The sequence below is a fragment of the Microvirga flocculans ATCC BAA-817 genome (assembly GCF_000518665.1).
GTDB lineage: Bacteria > Pseudomonadota > Alphaproteobacteria > Rhizobiales > Beijerinckiaceae > Microvirga > Microvirga flocculans.
Genome location: NZ_JAEA01000018.1, coordinates 40,220 through 61,191 on the forward strand (window position 1 = coordinate 40,220; position 20,972 = coordinate 61,191).

Here is a 20,972-nt window from a genome sequence, read left to right on the forward strand (position 1 = left end):
AAGGCTCGAAGACCTTCGTTCGAAGAGGCTTGCTTCTCGGCTGTCATCATCACCACGGCTTCATCGAAATGTGCCGTACATGATGTTACATAACTTTACGCGGCGCGCTACTTCTGGGAAGGCGCGGGCAGTGCCTGTGAAAACACTGCCCGGACCGCTGGTCCTTAAGCCTGCTCTTCGCCCAGGCCGCCGGTTTTCAGGAAGTTCTCCAGCCAGTGGATGTCGTACTGTCCGTTCTGAATGTCCGGGTTGCGAACAAGGGTGCGGAAGAGCGGGAGCGTCGTGTCGATGCCGTCGACCACGAACTCGTCCAGCGCGCGGCGCAGGCGCATGAGGCACTCGTTGCGGGTGCGGCCATGGACGATGAGCTTGCCCACCAGGGAATCGTAATGCGGTGGGATGCGGTAGCCCTGATAGGCCGCCGAATCGACGCGTACGCCGAGTCCGCCCGGCGGATGGAAGTAGCTGATCGTGCCGGGCGAGGGACGGAAGGTCGAGGGATGCTCGGCATTCACGCGGCATTCGATGGCATGGCCTTCGATCTTGACGTCTTCCTGCTTCACCGAGAGCGGATGGCCCGCCGCGATCCGGATCTGCTCGTTCACCAGGTCGATGCCGGTGATCATCTCGGTCACCGGGTGCTCCACCTGGATACGGGTGTTCATCTCGATGAAGTAGAACTCGCCATCCTCGTAGAGGAATTCGACGGTGCCGGCGCCCGCATATTGCAGCTCCTGCATGGCCTTCGCCACGATCCCGCCGATGCGCTCGCGCATCTCGACATTAAGAGCGGGCGAGGGGCCTTCCTCCCACACCTTCTGGTGGCGGCGCTGGAGAGAGCAGTCGCGCTCGCCCAGATGGATAGCGTTGCCCTTGCCGTCGCCGAGAACCTGGATCTCGATGTGGCGCGGCTTCTCCAGATACTTCTCGATGTAGACCGCATCGTCGCCGAAGGCGGCCTTTGCCTCGGTCTTGGCGGTCTGGAGCGCATGGACGAGATCGTCCTCGTTGCGTGCCACCTTCATGCCGCGCCCGCCGCCGCCGGCCGCCGCCTTGATGATGACGGGGTAGCCGATGCTCTTGGCGACCTTCTTCGCCTCGGTCTCATCGCTGATGCCGCCCTCGGAGCCGGGCACGCAGGGGATGCCGAGGCGCTTGGCGGTGCGCTTGGCCTCGATCTTGTCGCCCATGATGCGGATGTGTTCCGCCTTGGGACCGATGAAGGCGATGCGGTGATGCTCCAGCACTTCGGCGAAACGGGCGTTCTCGGAGAGGAAGCCGTAGCCGGGATGGATGGCGTCCGCGCCGGTGATCTCGCAGGCCGCGATCAGGGCGGGGATGTTGAGATAGCTGTCGCGGGCCGCGGGCGGGCCGATGCAGACGCTCTCGTCGGCGAGGCGCACATGCATGGCGTCCGCGTCGGCGGTGGAATGCACCGCGACGGTGGCGATCCCGAGCTCCTTCGCCGCGCGCAGGATGCGCAGGGCGATCTCGCCTCGGTTGGCAATGAGGATCTTATCGAACATGAAAGCGCCTTACTCGATGACGAGGAGGGGTTCACCGTATTCAACGGGAGTTCCGTCTTCGACATAGATGGCGGTCACGGTGCCGGCGCGCGGGGCGACGATCTCGTTGAAGGTCTTCATGGCCTCGACCAGAAGGACCTTGTCGCCGGCTTGGACTTTGGAACCGACCTCGACGAAGGGCTTCGCGTCAGGCGAGGGCTTGCGATAGGCGGTTCCGACCATGGGCGAGAGCACGGCGCCCGGATGCGGGCCTGCCTTGGCAGCCGCGGGGGCCTCGGACACGGACGGAGGAGGCGCGACGACAGGAGCCGGGGCGAGGGCCGCAGGAGCCGCCACCGTCACGGCTGCCGCCTGGAGCGTGCGCGCCACGCGGATGCGCAGGTCGCCCTTCTCCACTTCGATCTCGCTGAGATTCGTATCGGCGATCAGGTTCGCCAGCTCCCGGACGAGATCGGGATCGAAAGGGTTTTCCTTGGCCATGGGGCTTACCTCTATTGTCTGAGGAACTAGTGCTGGGACGGCTTCGCCTGACGGGCCCGCTCGACCATCACCCGGTGAACCGCTTCCAGGCCGAGCAGATAGCTCATGGGCCCGAAACCGCAGATCACGCCGACGGAGACGGGCGCAATGAGCGAGCGATGGCGAAAGCCCTCGCGAGCATGAACATTCGAAAGATGAATCTCGACCGTCGGGGCGCCGCTGCCGGAGATGGCGTCGCGGAGCGCGATCGAGGTGTGCGTATAGGCGCCGGCATTGATGACGATGCCCGCGCCCTGGACTCCCGCTTCCTGGATCCAGTCGACCAGATGTCCCTCATGGTTCGACTGGCGGAACGTGACCGCCGTCCCCAGGGTCTCCGCCTTCTCGCGCACGAGCTTCTCGATATCCTGCAGCGTGGCGCTGCCATAGATCTGAGGCTCTCTGCGGCCGAGCAGGTTGAGGTTGGGTCCGTTGAGGACGAAGACGGTGGTCATTGGCGAAAGGAGCGTTCCTTGAAGCTCCGAAGGCGGAGCCGAAAGGCCCTCTTAGCCAAAAGGCGAGCACGGGGAAAGGGGAAAACCAAGCTTTCCCAAGCTTGGCTGGCATTTCGTAGCGTCAGGAAGGCCGGTTTTCCTTATGCGGGAGGCTTAACAATAGCTTCCCCTTGGATCGGGACCCGGCCGGCTTCCCGAGGCGGAAAGCGCCCCCGTTCTAACCGCAGTTCGCCTTGCCGCAGGCGCGGACATTGTCCACGAGCTGCTTCAGGGGCTCGAGGCCCACGGCTCCGGGAATGACGGTCTCGCCGACGATGAAGGCGGGCGTTCCCGAAAGGTTCAGCCGGTCGCCGAGCGCCATGTTCTCCTGGAGTGCATTGCGGATTTCGGGGCTCTCCAGGTCCTTCTGGAGGCGGGCCATGTCGAGGCCCATGTCCTTGGCCACCGCCATGGCCCGCTCGCCGTTCACGCGGCCGCGGGTGTCCATGACCTTCACGTGGTAATCGAAGAGCTTCGGGCCCTGGAGCTGGTTCTTGACGGCGAGGGCCACGCGGCTCGCCTCGACGGAATCGGGTCCGAGCACGGGAAAGTCCTTCAGGACGACACGCAGCTTGGGATCGTTCTTCAGGAGCGTCTGAACGTCCGACAGGGCCTTTTTGCAGTAGCCGCAATTGTAGTCGAAGAACTCCACGAGCGTGACGTCGCCCGAGGGGTTGCCGACCACGTAGGAATGCGAGGCGTTCAGGAGGGACTGCTGGGTTTCCTTCACGGCGCTCGCCTGCGCCACCTGCTGCGCCTCCGCCTGCCGCTTCTCGAGCTCGGCGATGACTTCGGTCAGAACCTCCGGGTTCTTCAGCAGGTAGTCCTTCACGATCTCGCCGATGGCCTGTTTCTGCTGCTCGGTGAAGACTGCGCCCTGCGCCATCGCGGCGGGAGCGATGGCCAAGGTGCCGAGGAGAGCCACAGCCTGGCCGAACTTGAGAAACGAAGAGCGCATATCCGGTCCTTTGCGGAAAACCTTGAGACGAGTCAGGCCCATAACAGCGGTTCGAGGCGGAGTTGAGACTCGTCCGTCCGTGCGAGTTAGCGGCTTAGGACGCACGGCGTCAAATCACGGATTTGTAGGCAATGACGCTGCCGGGCCAACAACCGTCTTCAAGAACCGTCTTGAGGGCGCACCCGCAACGGGATACGAGCCTTCTCCATGACCAAATCATCCGCCGACCTGCACCAGCCCCTCGTTGCGCGCCGCATGGAGCGCGTCGCTTCCTTCCTGGCCATGGACGTGCTGAGCGCGGCCGCCGCCAAGGAAAGGCGGGGCGACAGCGTCATTCACATGGAGGTGGGGCAGCCCTCCGCCCCCGCGCCGCGCGCCGCCCGGGAGGCCGCCAAGGCCGCCCTCGACCTTGGGCGCATCGGCTACACGGAAGCCTTGGGGATGTCGGCCCTGCGCGAGCGGATCGCGCGGCATTACAAGGATACCTACGGCGTGAGCATCGCGCCGGAGAGGGTCGTGGTGACGACGGGCTCCTCGGCCGGTTTCGTCCTGGCCTTCCTGAGCCTCTTCGATCCGGGCCAGCGGGTGGCGATCACGGCGCCGGGCTATCCGGCCTACCGCAACATCCTGGAGGCGCTCGGCATCGAGCCTGTGACGATCCCGCTCACCAAGGCCGATGGCTGGATCATGACCGCCCGGGCCATCGAGAAGGCCCATGCGGAAAAGCCCCTGCACGGCATCCTCGCCATGAGCCCGGCCAACCCGTCCGGCACGATGATCGGCCGTAAGGCGCTCGGCGAGCTGGGGGAGACCTGCCGCCGCCTGGGGCTGTGGTTCGTCTCGGACGAGATCTATCACGGGCTCACCTATGGCGAGGCGGCCTCCACGGCGCTCGCCTCGGATGACGATGCGGTGGTGATCAATTCGTTTTCGAAATATTATTGCATGACCGGCTGGCGCATCGGCTGGATCGTGGTGCCGGAGCGGCTCGTGCGGCCCATCGAGCGGCTGGCGCAGAACCTCTACATCTCGCCGCCCTATCTCTCCCAGGTGGCTGCCCTTGCCGCTTTCGACGCCACGGAGGAGCTCGAGGCAGTGAAAGCCGCCTACGCGCGCAACCGGGCCTATCTGCTGGAAGAGCTCCCGAAGATCGGGATCGCGGAGATGCATCCGGTGGACGGGGCCTTCTACATCTATGCCGACATCGCCCGCTTCACGAACGATTCCATCGGTTTCTCCAAACGCATGCTGGAAGAGGCGGGCGTGGCGGCGACGCCAGGGCTCGATTTCGACCCCATCGAGGGCTCGCACTACCTGCGCCTGTCCTTCGCCGGTTCGGAGAACGATTGCCGGGAGACGGTAGCGCGGCTGAAGGGCTGGTTGAGATAGGACGTCCGGTCACCCTGATGTCATACCCGCGCAGGCGGGGATCCAGAACCACGACGGCTTGAGGTAGGGGACGGGCGGAACCATCCCGCTTTTCTTCTGCGGGGCGCTGTCGCTTATGGATTCCGGACTCTCGCTATGCTCGCCCCGGAATGACGGACGACAAACAAAAAGCCCGGCTTTTACGCCGGGCTTTTGCTTTTAATTTTACGATCCGCTCAGGACCGACTTGGCCTTTGACCACCAGCCCGCGCGCTTCGGGCGCTCCGGGTCCGGCGGGGTCAGCACGACGGCGACCGGCTCCGGCTCGGGAACGACGGGGGCAGTAGCGGCAGGCTCTTCCTGGGCCACGGGCTGGGCAGGAGCGACAATGTGCTCTTCCTCAGCCGCGGGCTTCGGGGCTTCCGCCTCTGGCTTAGCCTCCTCCACCGGGGCGGCCTCGGCCTCCTGAGGGGCGACAAAGCCTTCCTCCATGGCGAATTCTTCGGCCGTCTCGTCGCGTCCGCGCCCACGTCCGCCGCGGCGGCCGCGACGGCGGCGGCGCCCACGGGCTTCTTCGCCTTCGGCGGATTCGGCGGAGATCTCTTCGCCGGAAGTCTCGGCCGCGGCCTCTTCCTCCTCGGTCCCGGCCGTCTCCTCGGCTTCACCGGACTCGATGCCTTCCTCTCCCGCTTCTGCTCCGGCCGGAGCTTCACGGTCGCGGCCACGACGGCGACGACGGCGACGACGGCGACGGCCGCCTTCACCCTGCTCGCCGCGCTCTTCTCCGGCAGCCGCGGCTTCCTCGCCGCCTTCCTCCTCGGTCTCGTCCTCGATCTCCTCGACGGTCTCGTCCATGGGAGCAATGGCGTCGATCTGGATGCCGGTCGCGGCGGCCTTATGCTCCAGACGGAGGGCGGGCTCGCCCCGGTCGATGGCGTAGGTGGTGGTGCCGTGCAGGGTATCGTCCGCGACGATGGAGATCGAGACGCCGAAGCGGCTTTCGAGCTCCTGCAGGTGCACGCGCTTCTGGTTCAGGATGTAGAACGCCGCCTCCATCCGCGTCCGGACGATGAGGTTGTAGCCCGCGTTCTTGATGAGCGTTTCCTCGATCGAGCGCAGCACTTGCAGCGCGACCGACGGCGTCGAGCGGACGAAGCCGGTGCCGGCGCAGTGCGGGCAGGGGATCGAGGAAGATTCCAGCACGCCGGTGCGGATGCGCTGGCGCGACATCTCCAGCAGGCCGAAGGGCGAGATGCGGCCCACCTGGATGCGCGCACGGTCGTTCTTCAGGCACTCGTTCAGCTTCTTCTCGACGGCGCGGTTGTTCCGCTTCTCCTCCATGTCGATGAAGTCGATCACGATGAGGCCGGCAAGATCGCGCAGGCGCAGCTGGCGGGCGATTTCCTCCGCCGCTTCCAGGTTCGTGCGCAGCGCGGTGTCCTCGATGTTGTGCTCACGGGTCGAGCGCCCCGAGTTCACATCGATGGAAACGAGGGCTTCCGTCGGATTGATGACGAGATAGCCGCCCGATTTCAGGGTGACCACGTTCGAGAACATGGCGTCGAGCTGGGCCTCGACCCCGTATTTCGCGAAGAGGGGCTGCGGCTCGCGATAGGGCTGGACCAGCTTGGCATGGCTCGGCATGAGCATGCGCATGAAGTCCTTGGCCTCCCGGTAGCCTTCGTCGCCCGACACGAGAATGTCGTCGATGTCCTTGTTGTAGAGGTCGCGGATGGCGCGCTTGATCAGGGAGCCTTCCTCATAGACCAGGGCAGGGGCCGCGGATTTGAGCGTCAACTCGCGCACGCTCTCCCAAAGGCGCATCAGGTATTCATAGTCGCGCTTGATCTCGGGCTTCGTGCGCGAGGCGCCGGCGGTGCGCAAGATGATGCCCATTCCCTCGGGCACCTCCAGCTCCTGGGCGATTTCCTTCAGGCGCTTGCGGTCGGCTGCATTGGTGATCTTGCGCGAGATGCCGCCGCCCCGGCCCGTGTTGGGCATGAGCACCGAGTAGCGCCCGGCGAGCGACAGATAGGTGGTCAGCGCAGCGCCCTTGTTGCCGCGCTCCTCCTTGACGACCTGGACCAGGAGGATCTGGCGGCGCTTGATGACTTCCTGAATCTTGTACTGCTTACGCTGCACGCGCGGACGCTGGGGGACATCCTCCAGGGCATCGCCGCCGCCGAGTTGCTCGACGATCTCGTGCTCCTCCTCGGATTCCTCGTCCTCGCCTTCGTCGTCTTCCTCGTCGCCCGATTCCGTCTCCTTGTCAGCGGAGCGGGCCTCCACCTCTTCCGAAGCTTCCCCAGCAGGCGCCGTCTCGACATGGGCGGACGCCTCGGTGGCGGCGATGGCGGCTTCCTCCGCGCCTTCGGCAGGGACTGCGGCTTCGGGCTCACCCTCGGCCGTTGCCTCTACACCCTCCTCGGGCCCGGCTTCGGCCTCGGTCGAGACGACGGTCTCGTCCTTTTCGGCGCGGCGCGGCGAGGAACGGCGGCGGCGATGGCGGCGGCGCTCCTCCTCATGCTCTTCCTCCCGCTGGGCTTCGGCCTCGGCTTCGAGCAGGGCCTGCCGGTCGGCGACCGGGATCTGGTAGTAATCGGGATGAATTTCGCTGAAGGCGAGGAACCCGTGACGGTTTCCGCCATATTCCACGAAGGCCGCCTGGAGGGACGGTTCGACCCGGGTGACCTTGGCGAGATAGATATTCCCGCGCAGCTGCTTACGGTTAGCGGATTCGAAGTCGAACTCTTCGACCTTCTGGCCGCGCACCACCACGACCCGGGTTTCTTCCGGGTGGGAGGCATCGATGAGCATCTTGTTTGCCATGTTGAACTCTCGACATGGCGATCGAGGGCAAGACCTGAGGCAGGGGCCGCATTGAGGGCGGTGGGGCACGCCGCAAACGGAGGCGACGGGCTGAAGTTGCGTTCGGATTGCTGTCGATCGCCATCGTGCGCCGCGAAGGGGCGCATTCTGGGTTGAATTGGGCCGGCATGGAGCCGGAAAGGGTTGATGAGGGGCGTGCGCGATTCAGAACGCGCGAGGCAAACGGTGCCGAAACGAAGGTCAGAACTGACTTCGTGCGTGCAACCATTCGACACGGCCCTTTCGTAGATATCGATGGGACGGGTGGAACCGGCCATCGGCGAGTGGCGACAAGCATCGCCATATGGTCCAGTCCGAGAGCCTGTCGAGGGTGACGGGTTCCGTGAGGATCGGTCAAGACAACCGTCTCCTCGGATCCGCCGTCAGATTCGGCCATGCCGGACGGGACCATGATCATTACAGATCGAATGGGGCATTTGGCAAGATGCTGTATCACTGTGCCCTTGGTGCAACACTGTCTCAGCAAAGAGCCCTGTGGCGTGAGGTTCCATTAACCAAACGCCGTCTATCAGTATAGGAAGGACGCTCGAACCCTCAGCGATCAGCGATGCCCTTTTCCCTGATTTACCGCCTTTTCAGCCTCTGCCTCGTGACGCTCGCCGTCGCCTTCGGGGCGGGGCGGGCATGGGCGGCCGGGGAAGGCGGGAAGGCCGCGGGGCCCGCCATCGCCGCTGCCGTGTCGGTGGAGGCGGAGGGCGCCAAGACCCGCTTCAAGGTCACGCTGTCGAAGGCGGTCGCGGCCCAGGTTTCCGTGATGGAGCGCCCGGACCGGGTTATCGTCGACCTGCCGGAAGTGGCTTTCCACCTTCCGCCGGAGGCCGGGCGCGGCAAGGAAGGACTGATCGCCTCCTACCGCTACGGTCTCTTCGCCCCGGGCCGCTCGCGGGTGGTGATGGAGCTGACCCAGCCGGCCGTCGTGTCCGGCATGACCACGGCTCTCGACTCCACGGGCGCGGCCACGATCCTGACCATCGAGCTTTCCCGCGCCGAGCGGGAGGAGTTCCGCCGTGCGGCGGCGGAAAGCTCCGGAGCGACGAAGGAGGTTCCGGCGCCGCTCCCGGTGCAGGAGGCCAGGGATTCCCGCCCCATCATCATGATCGATCCCGGCCATGGCGGAATCGATCCGGGAGCCGCCTCATCAGGCAATGTGGTCGAGAAGGACCTGGTCCTGGCCTTCGCCCAGCGCCTGCGGCAGAAGCTCGAGGAGAGCGGACGCTACAAGGTTCTGATGACGCGCGATCACGACGTGTTCATCTCCCTGGGCGACAGGGTCCGTGCCGCGCGGACGGCCCAGGCCGACCTTTTCATTTCCATTCACGCGGATTCCATTGCCGGCGGGCAGGATGTGCGCGGCCTGACCGTCTATACCGGGGCCGAGCGGGCCTCCGACGCCGATTCCGCCCGGCTCGCCGACCGCGAAAACAAGGCGGACGCCGTGGCCGGCATCGATTCGGCCGACATGCCGGACGACGTGTCCGATATCCTGATGGAGCTGACGCTTCGGGAAACGCGGGGATTTTCCCATCACTTCGCCACCCGCCTGGTGGGCGAGTTCGACTCGGTCGCCCGCCTCAACAAGAATCCGCACCGCCAGGCGCGGTTCCAGGTGCTGCGGGCGCATGACGTGCCTTCGGTCCTGGTCGAGCTCGGCTATCTGTCGAGCCAGAAGGACTTGGACCTGTTGATGTCCGAGGATTGGCGGGGGAAAATGGTCTCCGCCATGTCCGTTGCCGTGGACCGATTCTTCGCCGCGCGGCTCGCCCGGCGGGGCGCTGCCGCAGTTTTACCATAGAGAGAGTGTGGATACCCGTAGCGGGGGCGCGATTCATCGGGTAACGAGGGTCAGCGTTTCAAGATCTGCATAAACAGGCGCCAAGGCGCCGCCATGGAATACCTTCGGATGCGCTTTGTCCTACGATTCTTCGGCTTCCTCTTCAGCGTCGGGGCGATCTTCTTCCTGATCGGCGCCGTGGGGCTGGCTTATGGGTTCTGGTTCTACTCGAAGGATCTGCCGGATCACGCCCAGCTCGCCAATTACGAGCCCCCGGTGATGACGCGCATCCACGCCGCGGACGGCAGCCTAATCGCCGAATACGCCCGCGAGCGCCGTCTCTACGTGCCGATCCAGGCCGTTCCCAAGCTCGTGATCGGGGCTTTCCTCTCCGCGGAGGACAAGAATTTCTACAAGCATGTGGGCATCGACCCGGAAGGGCTCATGCGCGCCATCGTGATCAACCTTCGCTCGGGCGGCGCGCGCGAGCAGGGCGCGTCCACGATCACGCAGCAGGTCGCGAAGAACTTCCTCGTCGGCAACGAGCGCAGCTACGAGCGCAAGATCCGCGAGGCGCTGATCGCACTGCGCATGGAATCGACCTTCTCCAAGGACAAGATTCTTGAGCTTTACCTCAACGAGATCTTCCTCGGCACCCTGACGCCGGGCCGCAACCTGCACGGCATCGCCGCCGCCGCCCTCGATTACTTCGGCAAGTCGATCCACGAGCTGACCATTGCCGAGGCCGCCTATATCGCCGCCCTGCCGAAGGGACCCAACAATTATCACCCCTTCCGTCAGCGCAAGGCCGCCATTGAGCGCCGGAACTGGGTGATCGACCGCATGGCGGCCAACGGCTACATCTCGCAGGAGGCGGCGGAAGCGGCCAAGAAGGAGCCGCTCAACGTCAAGCCGCGCGTCGTTTCTCCGAACAGCATCGCTTCGGGCTATTTCGCCGAGGGCGTGCGCCGCGACATCGCCGAGCGCTACGGCGAGGAGACGCTCTACGAGGGCGGCCTGCTCATCCGTTCGACCCTCGATCCGAAGATGCAGGCCATGGCCCGCAAGGCGCTCGTCGACGGCCTCGTGCGCTTCGACGAGGCGCGCGGCTGGCGCGGCGCCCATCAGAAGATCGAGCTGGCGGGCCGTGAGTGGGGCCAGGCCCTCTCCGAGGTTCCGGTTCTGGGCGACGTTCAGCCCTGGCGTCTCGCCGTCGTGCTGGAGGTGGCGGCCGGTCGCGCCAAGGTCGGCCTGCAGCCCAAGCGCGAAGCCTCCGGCCAGGTGTCGAAGGATCGCGAGACAGGTCTCGTCACTGCCGACGGCGTGAAATGGACCCGCCGGGCGGTCGAAAAGGCTCTTTCCGTCGGCGACGTGGTCTATGTGGAGCCGCTGGCCGACAAGCCGGGGCAGTTCCGTCTTCGCCAGATCCCGGAAATCTCCGGGGCCATCGTTGCCATGGATCCGAACACGGGCCGCGTCCACGCCATGGTGGGAGGCTTCTCCTACGACCAGAGTGAATTCAACCGGGCCATCCAGGCCATGCGCCAGCCCGGCTCGTCGTTCAAGCCCATCGTCTATGCGACGGCGATCGACAACGGCTATACGCCCTCGTCGCAGATCCTGGACGCCCCTTTCGTGCTCGATATGGGACCCGGCCAGGCCGCCTGGGCACCGTCGAACTATGACGGCAAGTCGGCGGGCGTCCGGACGCTCCGCTACGGCATCGAGCATTCCAAGAACCTCATGACCGTGCGCCTCGCCAATGAGGTCGGCATGCCGGCGATCGCCGAATATGCCCGCCGCTTCGGCGTCTATGACGACATGCTGCCGCTGCTGTCCATGTCGCTCGGCGCGGGCGAGACCACGGTGATGCGCATGACGGCCGCCTATTCGATGTTCGTCAATGGCGGACGCCGCATCAGGCCGACCCTGATCGACCAGATCCAGGACCGCAACGGCCGCACGCTCTACCGCCACGACGACCGCAAGTGCGTCGGCTGCGATGCGCAGAAATGGGACGGCGGTCCCGCGCCCAAGCTCACCGACAGCAGGGAGCAGGTGCTCGATCCGCTCACCGCCTATCAGATGACCTCGATCCTGGAAGGGGTGGTCCAGCGCGGCACCGCTCAGTCGGTCAAGGCCGTCGGAAAGCCGCTCGCCGGCAAGACCGGTACCACCAACGACGCGAAGGATGTGTGGTTCGTCGGCTTCTCGCCCGACCTCGCGGTCGGCGTGTTCCTGGGCTACGACCAGCCGAAATCGCTCGGAAACGCCGCGACGGCCGGCCAGTACGCCGCACCGGTTTTCCGCGACTTCATGCAGATGGCGCTCAAGGACAAGCCCGCGACGCCCTTCCGCGTGCCGCCGGGCATCAAGCTGATCCGCGTCAACGCCGCCACCGGCACCCGCGCGAGCGGCGAGGGCGGGGGCACGATCCTCGAAGCCTTCAAGCCGGGCACCGCGCCGCCGGAATACGTGGCCCCGGAGCCTGAGGAGGCGCCTCAGGTCGAGTACCAGGGTGCGCCCGGGGCTCCCCGGCAGGCCGTGGGCGTGGGCACCGGCGGATTGTATTAAATAGTCCTGCCCATCATATAAGAACCATCCTCCGTACCGCGAGAATCGGATGATCCTTGGGGCCGATCCGGGCCACAGGGCCGGTCTTCGACAGTGCGGAGAAACCCCTTCGACACCCCGCGGCGCAAGTCTTCGACACGCTGAGCATCGGACGAACCCGAAAGTGCATTCCACTTTGGGGTCCGATGCTCTAAGACGCCGCGATCCCTAGGCATGAAACGATCGGAACAATGCGCGCCGAAATTCAACACCTCGTAGAAGAGACCAAGCAGTCAGTCGGGCTGCTGAGGAGGCATCTTTGACTGGGATACTGCCCAGAGACGCCTCGCCGAACTGAACGCCCAGGCCGAGGATCCAAACCTCTGGAACGACGCTGAGGCCGCGCAGAAGATCATGCGCGAGCGGACCTCCCTGGAGGACCAGATCTCGGCCGTGAAGCGCCTCGAGCAGGAGCTCGAGGATGCGATCACGCTGATCGAACTCGGCGAGGCCGAGGACGACGAGGCCACGATCAAGGAAGGCGAAGAGACGATCCGCACCCTCCAGGCCGAGGCCGCCCGCCGCCAGGTCGAGACCCTGCTCTCGGGCGAGGCCGATGCCAACGACACCTATGTCGAAGTGCATTCGGGCGCCGGCGGCACGGAAAGCCAGGACTGGGCCAACATGCTCCAGCGCATGTATGCCCGCTGGGCCGAACGCCGGAAGTACAAGGTCGAGCTTCTCGAAATCACCGACGGCGAAGAGGCCGGAATCAAGAGCGCCACGCTCCTGATCAAGGGCCACAACGCCTATGGCTGGCTCAAGACCGAGTCCGGCGTGCACCGTCTGGTGCGCATCTCGCCTTACGATTCGAACGCCCGCCGCCATACAAGCTTTGCCTCGGTGTGGGTCTATCCGGTGGTGGACGACCGCATCAACATCGAGATCAAGGAGTCCGACTGCCGGATCGATACGTTCCGCTCGTCGGGAGCGGGCGGCCAGCACGTGAACACCACCGACTCGGCCGTGCGCATCACCCATATCCCGACGGGTATCGTGGTCGCCTGCCAGCAGGAGCGGTCCCAGCACAAGAACCGGGCCACGGCCTGGAACATGCTGCGCGCCCGCCTCTATGAGCTGGAGCTGAAGAAACGCGAGGAGAAGGCCAACGCCGAGGCCGCTGCCAAGACGGACATCGCCTGGGGCCACCAGATCCGCTCCTACGTGCTGCAGCCCTACCAGATGGTGAAGGACCTGCGCACGGGCGCCCAGTCGACCAGCCCGCAGGACGTTCTCGACGGCGACCTCGATCCCTTCATGGAAGCCTCGCTCGCCCAGCGCGTCTATGGCGGCAGCGGAGAAGTCGAGGATATCGACTGAGAATAAAAAGGCCGCTCCTTGTGAGCGGCCTTTTCGTTTCAGGGCTTAAAGAGCTTTCGCCGCCGCGAGCACTTCCTCCGCGTGGCCCGGCACCTTCACCTTTGGCCAGACCCGGGCAACGGTGCCGTCGCGGTCGATCAGAACGGTGGTGCGCTCGACGCCCATGTACTTGCGGCCATACATGCTCTTCTCGACCCAGACGCCATAGGCTTCCAGCATGGACTGGGTCTCGTCGGACGCGAGGGGGAAGTCCAGGCCGTATTTGGCGCGGAACTTGTCGTGACTCTTCAGGCTGTCGGGAGACACGCCCACGATCTCCGTGTCGGCCGCGTCGAAATCCTTTTTGAGAGCCTGGAAGCTTTGCGCCTCCAGGGTGCAGCCGCTCGTATCGTCCTTGGGATAGAAATACAGGACGACTTTGCGCCCTTTCAGGCTGTCGAGACTGATCTCCCGGCCACCCGTCGCGGGCAGGGAAAAAGCGGGGGCCTTGGTTCCATTGGTAAGAGGCATGGTCGGTCGCCTTCCTTTTGGCGGATTGTCCTGATTGGAAGCCTCCCATGTGCACGACTGCTGAGGGACAGTCGCGGGAGGCTCCCGAGACGGTTAAGGTCTCTCTTTGATTCCCCGATTGTCGCACATGCGCAAGAACCGGATTGCCTGACGTCACAAGAATGAAGCTTCGATTGCGTACCACGTCGCCCCGGCGAGTCCCGGCCAAGCGGAGCATGCTCAAGCGTGTTCTGCGTGGTACTCTTTATGTGAAGCTCGGGCTTCTCGTCTTCCTGGCCGTCGCCACCGGGCTTCTGTACCTGCGCCTGTCGGCGGCTCCGATGAGCTTGGGACGCCTACCGGAGAAGGTTGCGGAAGCGCTGGCCGCCCGGATCGGACCCGGCTGGAGCGTGACGATGCGCAATACGGCCATCGAGCTCCATGACGGTTCTCCCGCTCTGCGGGCGAACGGGCTCGATATCCGCGCTCCCGACGGCGATCTCGTGCTCCGGGCTCCCTATGCCATTCTAAGCGTGGATTTCACGTCCCTGCTGACGGCCAACCTCCAGCCCAGGGCCGTCGAGGTCCGGGACCTGCAGTTGAGGGTTCTCGTCAACCGGGATGGCTCGCTCGCCTTCTCGCCCGTGCAGGGCACCGAGGCGGGGGATCCCGCTCCGCCGCCCCCGGTGCCTCCGGCCCCGTCCAAGGAGGCCGCGGCCGCGCTGGCCCTGGATGCCGATGGGCCGTCTCCCGTCTCCGGAGTGGTGGGATCGCTGCTCGACGTGATCGTCGGCCCTGGAAGCGTTCTCAGTTCCCTCGGCCAGGCCCAACTGACGAATGCGCGCCTAGTCTTCATCGATGCCGACGGGCGCGAGCGTGCCCGGTTCCAGCGCATGGACGCCGCCTTCGACTGGTCTGAGAACGGCGGCCGTCAGTTCGCCGTGATGGTCGAGGGGCCGCAGGGGAGCTGGCAGCTCAATGGGGACGCCACGGTGGAGGGCCCGGACGCCTACCGGGCGAGCATCGTGGCGGATGGGGCGCCGATCAAGGACATCCTCCTGCTGACCGGTTTTTCCGAACTGCCCGCCTCGACGGACCTTCAATTCTCGGGACGTTTCGACATTGCCTATGCGGATGGCCGGGTCACCGAGCTGAAGACGCGGCTCGACAGCAACGCGGGCACGTTCCAGATCGAGGACAAGGACACGTCACCGTTCCCTGTCGACCGGGCTTCCATCGAGGCCAGTTGGCACGAAGCCGGCAAGGCGCTTGAGCTCCATTCGCTCGACGTGAAGGGGGGCGATACGCAATTCCGCCTTCAGGGACGCCTTCTGACGCCGAGCGCCGGCAATCCGTGGCGCCTGAGCCTGGGAGGCCGCGATATCACCTGGTCCGGAGCGGCCTCGGGCGACCGGCCCCTGCAGGTGAGCGAGTTCGCAGCCGATCTTTCGGGTCAGGACGGGGTCCGCATCAACAGCCTCACGCTCAAGGGCCCGGAGCTGTCCGCCCGGATCTCCGGCTTGCTCGCCGCGCATGCGGATCCGAAAGGGCTCCATCTCGACGTGCACGCGGAAAAGACCGGCCTCCGTTCAGCTCTGCGTATCTGGCCTGAGGCTGTGGCGCCGCCGGTCCGGCGCTACCTCGTGTCCAGCCTGAAGGCGGGCACTCTGGACGCCATCGACCTCAAGGTGGCGATGAGCGGCGCGGATGTCGAGAAGGCGCTCACGGGCGGTCCGACACCGGATTCGTCCCTCAAGATCGACTTCGCGATCTCCCAGGGCGTTCTGCAGGTCGATCCGGGCATTCCGCCCATTTCCGGCATGGATGTGACCGGCCGGGTGACGGGAACGAAGGTGTTTCTCCGCGCTCCCGCAGGGCTCGTCCAGATGGCGGACAACCGCTCGCTCACAGCCTCCGACGGCACGTTCGGCCTGGACAATTACTGGGATGCGACAGCGTCGGCCCGCATCGATTTTCGCCTGACGGGAGGCGCCGATGGCCTCGGCGCCCTGCTGCTGGAACCGCGCATCAAGGAGATCGCGGGCTTCAACATCGACCCCGCCACCATGAAGGGAAAGACGGACCTGCGCGTCGGCATCGGCCTACCGGTCAACAACATTCCCAAATTCGCCGATCTGCCCCTGAAGGTCACCGGGACCGTGACGGATTTCGGGGTCGACCGGTTCTTTGGCAAGGATCGCCTGGAAGGCGCCAACCTCAGCATTTCCTACGATCGCGGCGATCTTTCCGTCAAAGGTGAGGGCAAGCTCGCCGGAAGTCAGGCCGTCATCGACCTGCAGAAGAATCGGCAGGGCGGGCAGGCCAGCGTGGCGTTCTCCCTCGACGAGGCGGCGCGCAGCCGTCGCGGATTGTCCTTCGGGTCGCAGCTGACGGGCACCGTCGGCCTCAAGGCGAGCCTTCCGCTCGGCGAGAATGCCCCTTCTCTCATCCTCGTCGAGGCGGATCTTGCCAAGGCAGGCGTGGATCAGCTCATTCCCGGATGGGTTAAGCCGGCAGGCAAGCCCGGCAAGCTCAGCTTCAGCATGGCGGAAGGTCCCGCCATCGAGATCCGGGACCTGCAGCTCGACAGCGGATCCGTCCAGCTCAAGGGCAGCGCGGTCCTGACGAGCGAGGGCAGCCTCGAGAAGGCGGATCTTGCGACCTTCAAGCTCTCGCCTGGCGACGATATGCGCGCCCAGCTCGAGCGTGTGAACGGCGTCTACAAGGTCACGATCCGGGGCAATGTGGGCGATGCGCGCCCCTTCGTGAAAGGCGGAGGAGGGGGCACCGCCCAGGCGGCGCGCAACGGGGCCTCACAGAAGGACAGCAAGGATTTCGACCTCGACCTGAGCCTCAACATCCTGACGGGCTATAATGACGAGGCGATCACCAATGCGACGGTCAAGGCCTCGGTCCGCAAGGACAATCTCCGCCAGCTCGACATGAAGGGCCGCCTCGGCGCGTCCAACATCATCGGGCGGACCATGGCCGACTCGGACGGCGGCGGGCAGGTGGTGATCGTCCAGGTCGAGGATGCCGGCGCGCTCCTGCGCTTCACCGATCTCTACAGGCGGATGTCGCGCGGCGATCTCATCCTTCAGCTGGGAACCGGTGACGGACCGCAGGCGGGGCACGTGATCCTGCATTCCTTCGCCCTGGTCAACGAGCCGGCCCTGCGCCGGATCATTCCCACCCAGACCCAGATGGTGGCCGGACAGGACCGGTCCGGCAATCCGCAGATGGTTCGCGTGGATGTGAACGAGGTGCAGTTCACCAAGGCGCGCTTCGAGTTTACGCGCGCCGCGGGACGGCTCGATTTCAAGGACGCCGCCATTTGGGGCAGCTCGATCGGCTTCACGCTCGGCGGCTTCATCGACTATGCCCGCGACCGCCTCGACATCACGGGCACCTTCGTGCCGGCCTATGGGCTCAACAACGTCTTCGCCCAGGTGCCGCTTTTCGGCCCGCTTCTGGGAGGCGGGCAGAACGAGGGGCTGTTCGCGGTCAATTTCCGCCTGAACGGCCAGGCGAGCGCGCCGTCCCTGACGGTCAATCCGCTCTCGGCGGTGGCGCCGGGATTCCTGCGCAAGCTGTTCGGGGTCGGAGCGGAACGGGAGCCGCAGACAGGATCGCTGCCGACTCTTCCCGATCGCTGACGGCGAGCGCTCCGGCGCAAAACGGCACGGCCCCCGGGGCGCTCGAAAAGAATGAAAGCGATCGGTCCCGAAAGCCGTTTCGCTATCGGGACCGATGAATCAGACGGCGCGGAGCAGGACGTGCTTCTTCTTGCCGAAGGACAGCTTGATCACGCCCTCGGCCGTGACATCCGACAGGCTCAAGGTGCCGCGCTCGTCCGTCACGATCTCGTCGTTCACCTTCAGGCCGCCGCTCTTGATCTGCCGGCGCGCCTCGCTCGATGAGGGCACGAGCTTCGCGTAGTCCGGGCCGAAGGCCGCGAGCACGCCGAGTCCGTTCTTCAAGGCATCGGACGCAATCTCGACGGTCGGCAGGCTTTCCGCCAGAGCTCCCTGCTCGAAGGTTTTGCGGGCGGTTTCCGCAGCCAGTTCCGCCGCCTCGCGGCCATGGAGCAGGGCGGTCGCTTCCGTAGCGAGAACCTTCTTCGCCTCATTGACCTCCGCGCCCTGGAGCGCCGCGAGCCGGGCGATCTCGTCCATCGGCAGGATGGTGAAGAGCTTCAGGAAGCGACCGACATCCGCATCCTCGGTATTGCGCCAGAACTGCCAGTAATCGTAGGGACTCAACATGTCGGCGTTGAGCCAGACCGCGCCGGAGGCCGTCTTGCCCATCTTTGCGCCGGACGCCGTGGTCAGCAGCGGGCAGGTGACCGCGTAGAGTTGCGGCGTGCCGAGGCGGCGGCCGAGATCGATGCCGTTGACGATGTTGCCCCACTGGTCCGAGCCGCCCATCTGCAGCACGCAGCCATAGCGCTTGTTGAGCTCCACGAAGTCGTAGGCCTGGAGGATCATGTAGTTGAATTCCAGGAAGGACAGCTCGTGCTCCCGGTCGAGGCGCAGCTTCACGCTGTCGAAGGACAGCATCCGGTTGACCGAGAAATGCCGGCCCACGTCGCGCAGGAACTCGATGTAGTTGAGCTTGGTCAACCACTCGGCATTGTCCACCATCGTGGCGTCCAGCTTGCCGTCCCCGAACGTGATGAAGCGGGAGAAGACCGTCCTGATGCTCTCCTTGTTGGCCTCGATCTGCTCGACGGTCAGAAGCTTGCGGCTCTCGTCCTTGCCCGAGGGATCGCCGACCCGCGTCGTGCCGCCGCCCATGAGGGTGATCGGCTTGCCGGCCCCCGTCTTCTGGAGCCAGTGCAGCATCATGATCGAGAGCAGGTGCCCCACATGGAGAGACGGGCCGGTGCAGTCGTAGCCCACATAGGTGGTGAGCCGGTTCTCCACAGCCGCGGCATCGACCCCCTCGAAATCGGAGGTCTGGTGAATGAAGCCGCGCTCGGTGAGCACCTTCAGAAATTCGGATTTTGGCGCGTTCATCGCGTCTCTCTCATCGGTCTTGGTCGTTGAGCGGGACCTTTAGCAGCTTCATGGAGAGAATTCACGAGGTGTTTCGAAGCTTCTAACGCCTTTCGATGGAACATGATTTTGGACGGATAACCGCTTACGATGACAGGATTTTTTGCCCATGAAGCTTGGGTGCTCTTGACAAAGCGGGACCTTACGCCACATTAAAATGTTATATTATTAAAGAAAGTGACTCTCATGTCCTGGTTTTCAGATGCTTTCAGGTCCGCAGGCAATTGGGTCGCCAATCAAGTCGAGACTATCGGAAACTGGATCGGCGACGCGGCCGATTCCGCCTGGAACTGGATATCCGATAATATTTCGGGAGTGCCGCTGAAGTTCTTTTCTCTTATGGGGACTCTTTTCCCATCCTTGTCTTTCGGCGGAGCGCAGTATTTTATTCCGAAGCACGAGGATAGCGACGTCAAGGCCTTGATGTCGGGTTCAAAATGGAGTGGATCGACTATTACTTGGTCGCTGCCAGATTCTCGTTCCGACTACGAGTGGGTAAATCCCAGTGCATCCGGCTACAAGGCGATGTCGCTTGAAAGCGAAGGGGCTGTTCACGACATCATGAACTCTGTTGCGAGTTTGATCGTTACGGGCATTTCCTACGCCGGCCGTAACGGCGCTGACATCAAAGTTGCGGCCTTCGAGCCGGGTGCCATCATCCAGCGAAGCCATGGATATTACCCGGGCGTGCCGGTTTATGGTGGCGATACCTGGATCACAAGAGGGACGGCAACTTACGTTATCAAGGGAACTAATGCTTATCAGCTAACGATGCATGAGCTCGGGCACTCGTTAGGTCTGAAGCACACGCACGATTCGGCGTCCGGAATGCCGAAAATGTCTGCTTTGCACGATTCCACCGAATTCACGGTGATGTCTTATAACGACACACAGGACGCTCCTCAAAGCTTCATGCAGTATGACATTGCTGCTCTGCAGGCGCTGTACGGTGCTGATTTCAACACCAATAGTGGTAGTACCGTTTATCGTTGGAACTCAACTACAGGTGAGATGTTCATCAACGGCGTAGGCCAGGGTGCAACGCATAACGCGCGTATCTTCCTGACGATCTGGGATGGTGGCGGCGTCGATACTTACGACATGTCGAACTATTCCGACGACGCTGTGATTGATCTTTCTCCTGGCGGGGTTTCCCGTTTTTCCAATGCGCAGCTTGCAAACAAGGACTCTGCGGCCAAGGTTGGCGGTAATGTTTATAACGCCTTCCAATATAAAGGCGACGCTCGCTCCTTGATTGAGAATGCGATTGGCGGCAGCGGAAACGATGTCATCAATGGTAACGTTGCGTCGAACAAGCTGACCGGTAATGCCGGTCAGGATACGCTTTATGGTTTCGCAGGAAATGATGAACTCCATGGCGGCGATGGGACGGATAGACTCTATGGCGGCTCAGATGTCGACTTCCTCTATGGCGAAAACAGTGACGACGTCCTGAGCGGCGGTGCGGGCGGCGATTATCTGAATGGTGGCGCAGGGTTTGACTGGGCCTCCTATGCCGATGCCGCCGGCGGCGTCGTGGCCAACCTCCAATATGCGCACACCAACACCGGCGATGCCTCCGGCGACAGCTACACTTCGGTCGAGGGCCTCGAGGGCTCCGATTACAACGATGTCTTGACCGGCCTCAACAGCGGCTCCGCCCTGTCGGGCCGCTGGGGCAACGACACCCTGAGCGGCGGCACCGGGGCCGACATCCTGAACGGCGGCGGCGGCAACGACTGGCTGTATGGCGGCGCCGGGGCCGACCGGCTGCATGGCGGCGACGGCGATCCGTCCTCGGCGTCCTATGGCAAGGCGCAGGCCTTCGTCGGGGACACCGCCTCCTACCAGGGGGCGTCGTTTGGCCTGACGGTCAATCTGAGCAACGCGGCGCAGAACACGGGGGACGCGGCCGGGGACAGCTATGTCAGCATCGAGAACCTGGTCGGGTCCGAGTTTGCCGACGTG

General features: G+C 64.3%; 13 protein-coding genes. 6 read left to right on the top strand and 7 right to left on the bottom strand.

Annotated features, from left to right (window positions below):
* Positions 1 to 164 precede the first annotated feature (164 nt).
* The 4 genes from accC to L879_RS0117235 form a co-directional block, all read right to left on the bottom strand.
* Entirely contained in the window at positions 165 to 1,526 is a 1,362-nt protein-coding gene (accC, locus tag L879_RS0117220) for an acetyl-CoA carboxylase biotin carboxylase subunit (protein ID WP_027317196.1), read from the bottom strand.
* A 9-nt stretch (positions 1,527 to 1,535) separates the two neighbouring features.
* Positions 1,536 to 2,006, bottom strand: a complete 471-nt coding sequence (accB, locus tag L879_RS0117225; protein ID WP_027317197.1) for an acetyl-CoA carboxylase biotin carboxyl carrier protein — start codon at positions 2,004 to 2,006, stop codon at positions 1,536 to 1,538.
* A gap of 26 nt (positions 2,007 to 2,032) precedes the next feature.
* Positions 2,033 to 2,500 carry a type II 3-dehydroquinate dehydratase gene (gene aroQ / locus L879_RS0117230; protein WP_027317198.1) on the bottom strand — a complete coding sequence of 156 codons (468 nt, stop codon included), beginning with the start codon at positions 2,498 to 2,500 and terminating at the stop codon, positions 2,033 to 2,035.
* Positions 2,501 to 2,717: 217 nt separating this feature from the next.
* Complete coding sequence (locus L879_RS0117235) at positions 2,718 to 3,497, bottom strand: DsbA family protein (RefSeq protein WP_027317199.1); 780 nt, start codon at positions 3,495 to 3,497, stop codon at positions 2,718 to 2,720.
* 207 nt (positions 3,498 to 3,704) lie between these two features.
* On the opposite strand from L879_RS0117235, the gene L879_RS0117240 reads away from it, so the two are divergent.
* On the top strand, positions 3,705 to 4,886 hold the full coding sequence (locus L879_RS0117240; protein ID WP_051435396.1) for a pyridoxal phosphate-dependent aminotransferase: 1,182 nt from the start codon (positions 3,705 to 3,707) through the stop codon (positions 4,884 to 4,886).
* Between the two features lie 204 nt (positions 4,887 to 5,090).
* Here the strand turns inward: L879_RS0117240 and L879_RS0117245 are convergent, their stop codons facing one another.
* A complete protein-coding gene (locus tag L879_RS0117245) occupies positions 5,091 to 7,694 on the bottom strand; it encodes an Rne/Rng family ribonuclease (protein ID WP_027317201.1) in 2,604 nt (867 codons plus the stop codon).
* Between the two features lie 607 nt (positions 7,695 to 8,301).
* On the opposite strand from L879_RS0117245, the gene L879_RS0117250 reads away from it, so the two are divergent.
* The 3 genes from L879_RS0117250 (at position 8,302) to prfB (ending at position 13,458) form a co-directional block, all read left to right on the top strand.
* Positions 8,302 to 9,546, top strand: a complete 1,245-nt coding sequence (locus L879_RS0117250; protein ID WP_027317202.1) for an N-acetylmuramoyl-L-alanine amidase — start codon at positions 8,302 to 8,304, stop codon at positions 9,544 to 9,546.
* A gap of 108 nt (positions 9,547 to 9,654) precedes the next feature.
* Positions 9,655 to 12,099 carry a penicillin-binding protein 1A gene (locus tag L879_RS22125; RefSeq protein ID WP_035460044.1) on the top strand — a complete coding sequence of 815 codons (2,445 nt, stop codon included), beginning with the start codon at positions 9,655 to 9,657 and terminating at the stop codon, positions 12,097 to 12,099.
* A gap of 230 nt (positions 12,100 to 12,329) precedes the next feature.
* A protein-coding gene (gene prfB, locus L879_RS0117260; RefSeq protein WP_154664247.1) for a peptide chain release factor 2 occupies positions 12,330 to 13,458 on the top strand; the annotation gives its coding sequence in 2 pieces (ribosomal slippage) (positions 12,330 to 12,398 and positions 12,400 to 13,458; 1,128 coding nt in all).
* 45 nt (positions 13,459 to 13,503) lie between these two features.
* On the opposite strand, the gene L879_RS0117265 is transcribed toward prfB, so the two are convergent.
* Positions 13,504 to 13,968, bottom strand: a complete 465-nt coding sequence (locus L879_RS0117265; protein WP_027317204.1) for a peroxiredoxin — start codon at positions 13,966 to 13,968, stop codon at positions 13,504 to 13,506.
* 215 nt (positions 13,969 to 14,183) lie between these two features.
* Between L879_RS0117265 and L879_RS0117270 the strand changes: the two genes are divergently transcribed.
* Positions 14,184 to 17,603 (top strand): YhdP family protein, encoded by a 3,420-nt coding sequence (locus L879_RS0117270; protein ID WP_051435397.1) that lies wholly within the window; start codon positions 14,184 to 14,186, stop codon positions 17,601 to 17,603.
* Between the two features lie 99 nt (positions 17,604 to 17,702).
* Here L879_RS0117270 and tyrS read toward each other — a convergent pair whose 3' ends face one another.
* A complete protein-coding gene (tyrS, locus tag L879_RS0117275) occupies positions 17,703 to 18,965 on the bottom strand; it encodes a tyrosine--tRNA ligase (protein WP_027317206.1) in 1,263 nt (420 codons plus the stop codon).
* 225 nt (positions 18,966 to 19,190) lie between these two features.
* On the opposite strand from tyrS, the gene L879_RS24520 reads away from it, so the two are divergent.
* On the top strand, positions 19,191 to 20,972 hold a 1,782-nt coding region (locus L879_RS24520; protein WP_154664248.1), incomplete at its 3' end, for a M10 family metallopeptidase C-terminal domain-containing protein.

Bases quoted from the DNA above. Each gene is read 5' to 3' on its own strand.
- L879_RS0117265 (WP_027317204.1), bottom strand. From the start codon at position 13,968: ATGCCTCTTACCAATGGAACCAAGGCCCCCGCTTTTTCCCTGCCCGCG.
- tyrS (WP_027317206.1), bottom strand. From the start codon at position 18,965: ATGAACGCGCCAAAATCCGAATTTCTGAAGGTGCTCACCGAGCGCGGC.
- aroQ (WP_027317198.1), bottom strand. From the start codon at position 2,500: ATGACCACCGTCTTCGTCCTCAACGGACCCAACCTCAACCTGCTCGGC.
- L879_RS0117240 (WP_051435396.1), top strand. From the start codon at position 3,705: ATGACCAAATCATCCGCCGACCTGCACCAGCCCCTCGTTGCGCGCCGC.
- L879_RS0117250 (WP_027317202.1), top strand. From the start codon at position 8,302: ATGCCCTTTTCCCTGATTTACCGCCTTTTCAGCCTCTGCCTCGTGACG.
- L879_RS0117270 (WP_051435397.1), top strand. From the start codon at position 14,184: ATGCTCAAGCGTGTTCTGCGTGGTACTCTTTATGTGAAGCTCGGGCTT.
- L879_RS0117245 (WP_027317201.1), bottom strand. From the start codon at position 7,694: ATGGCAAACAAGATGCTCATCGATGCCTCCCACCCGGAAGAAACCCGG.
- L879_RS22125 (WP_035460044.1), top strand. From the start codon at position 9,655: ATGCGCTTTGTCCTACGATTCTTCGGCTTCCTCTTCAGCGTCGGGGCG.
- accC (WP_027317196.1), bottom strand. From the start codon at position 1,526: ATGTTCGATAAGATCCTCATTGCCAACCGAGGCGAGATCGCCCTGCGC.
- accB (WP_027317197.1), bottom strand. From the start codon at position 2,006: ATGGCCAAGGAAAACCCTTTCGATCCCGATCTCGTCCGGGAGCTGGCG.
- L879_RS0117235 (WP_027317199.1), bottom strand. From the start codon at position 3,497: ATGCGCTCTTCGTTTCTCAAGTTCGGCCAGGCTGTGGCTCTCCTCGGC.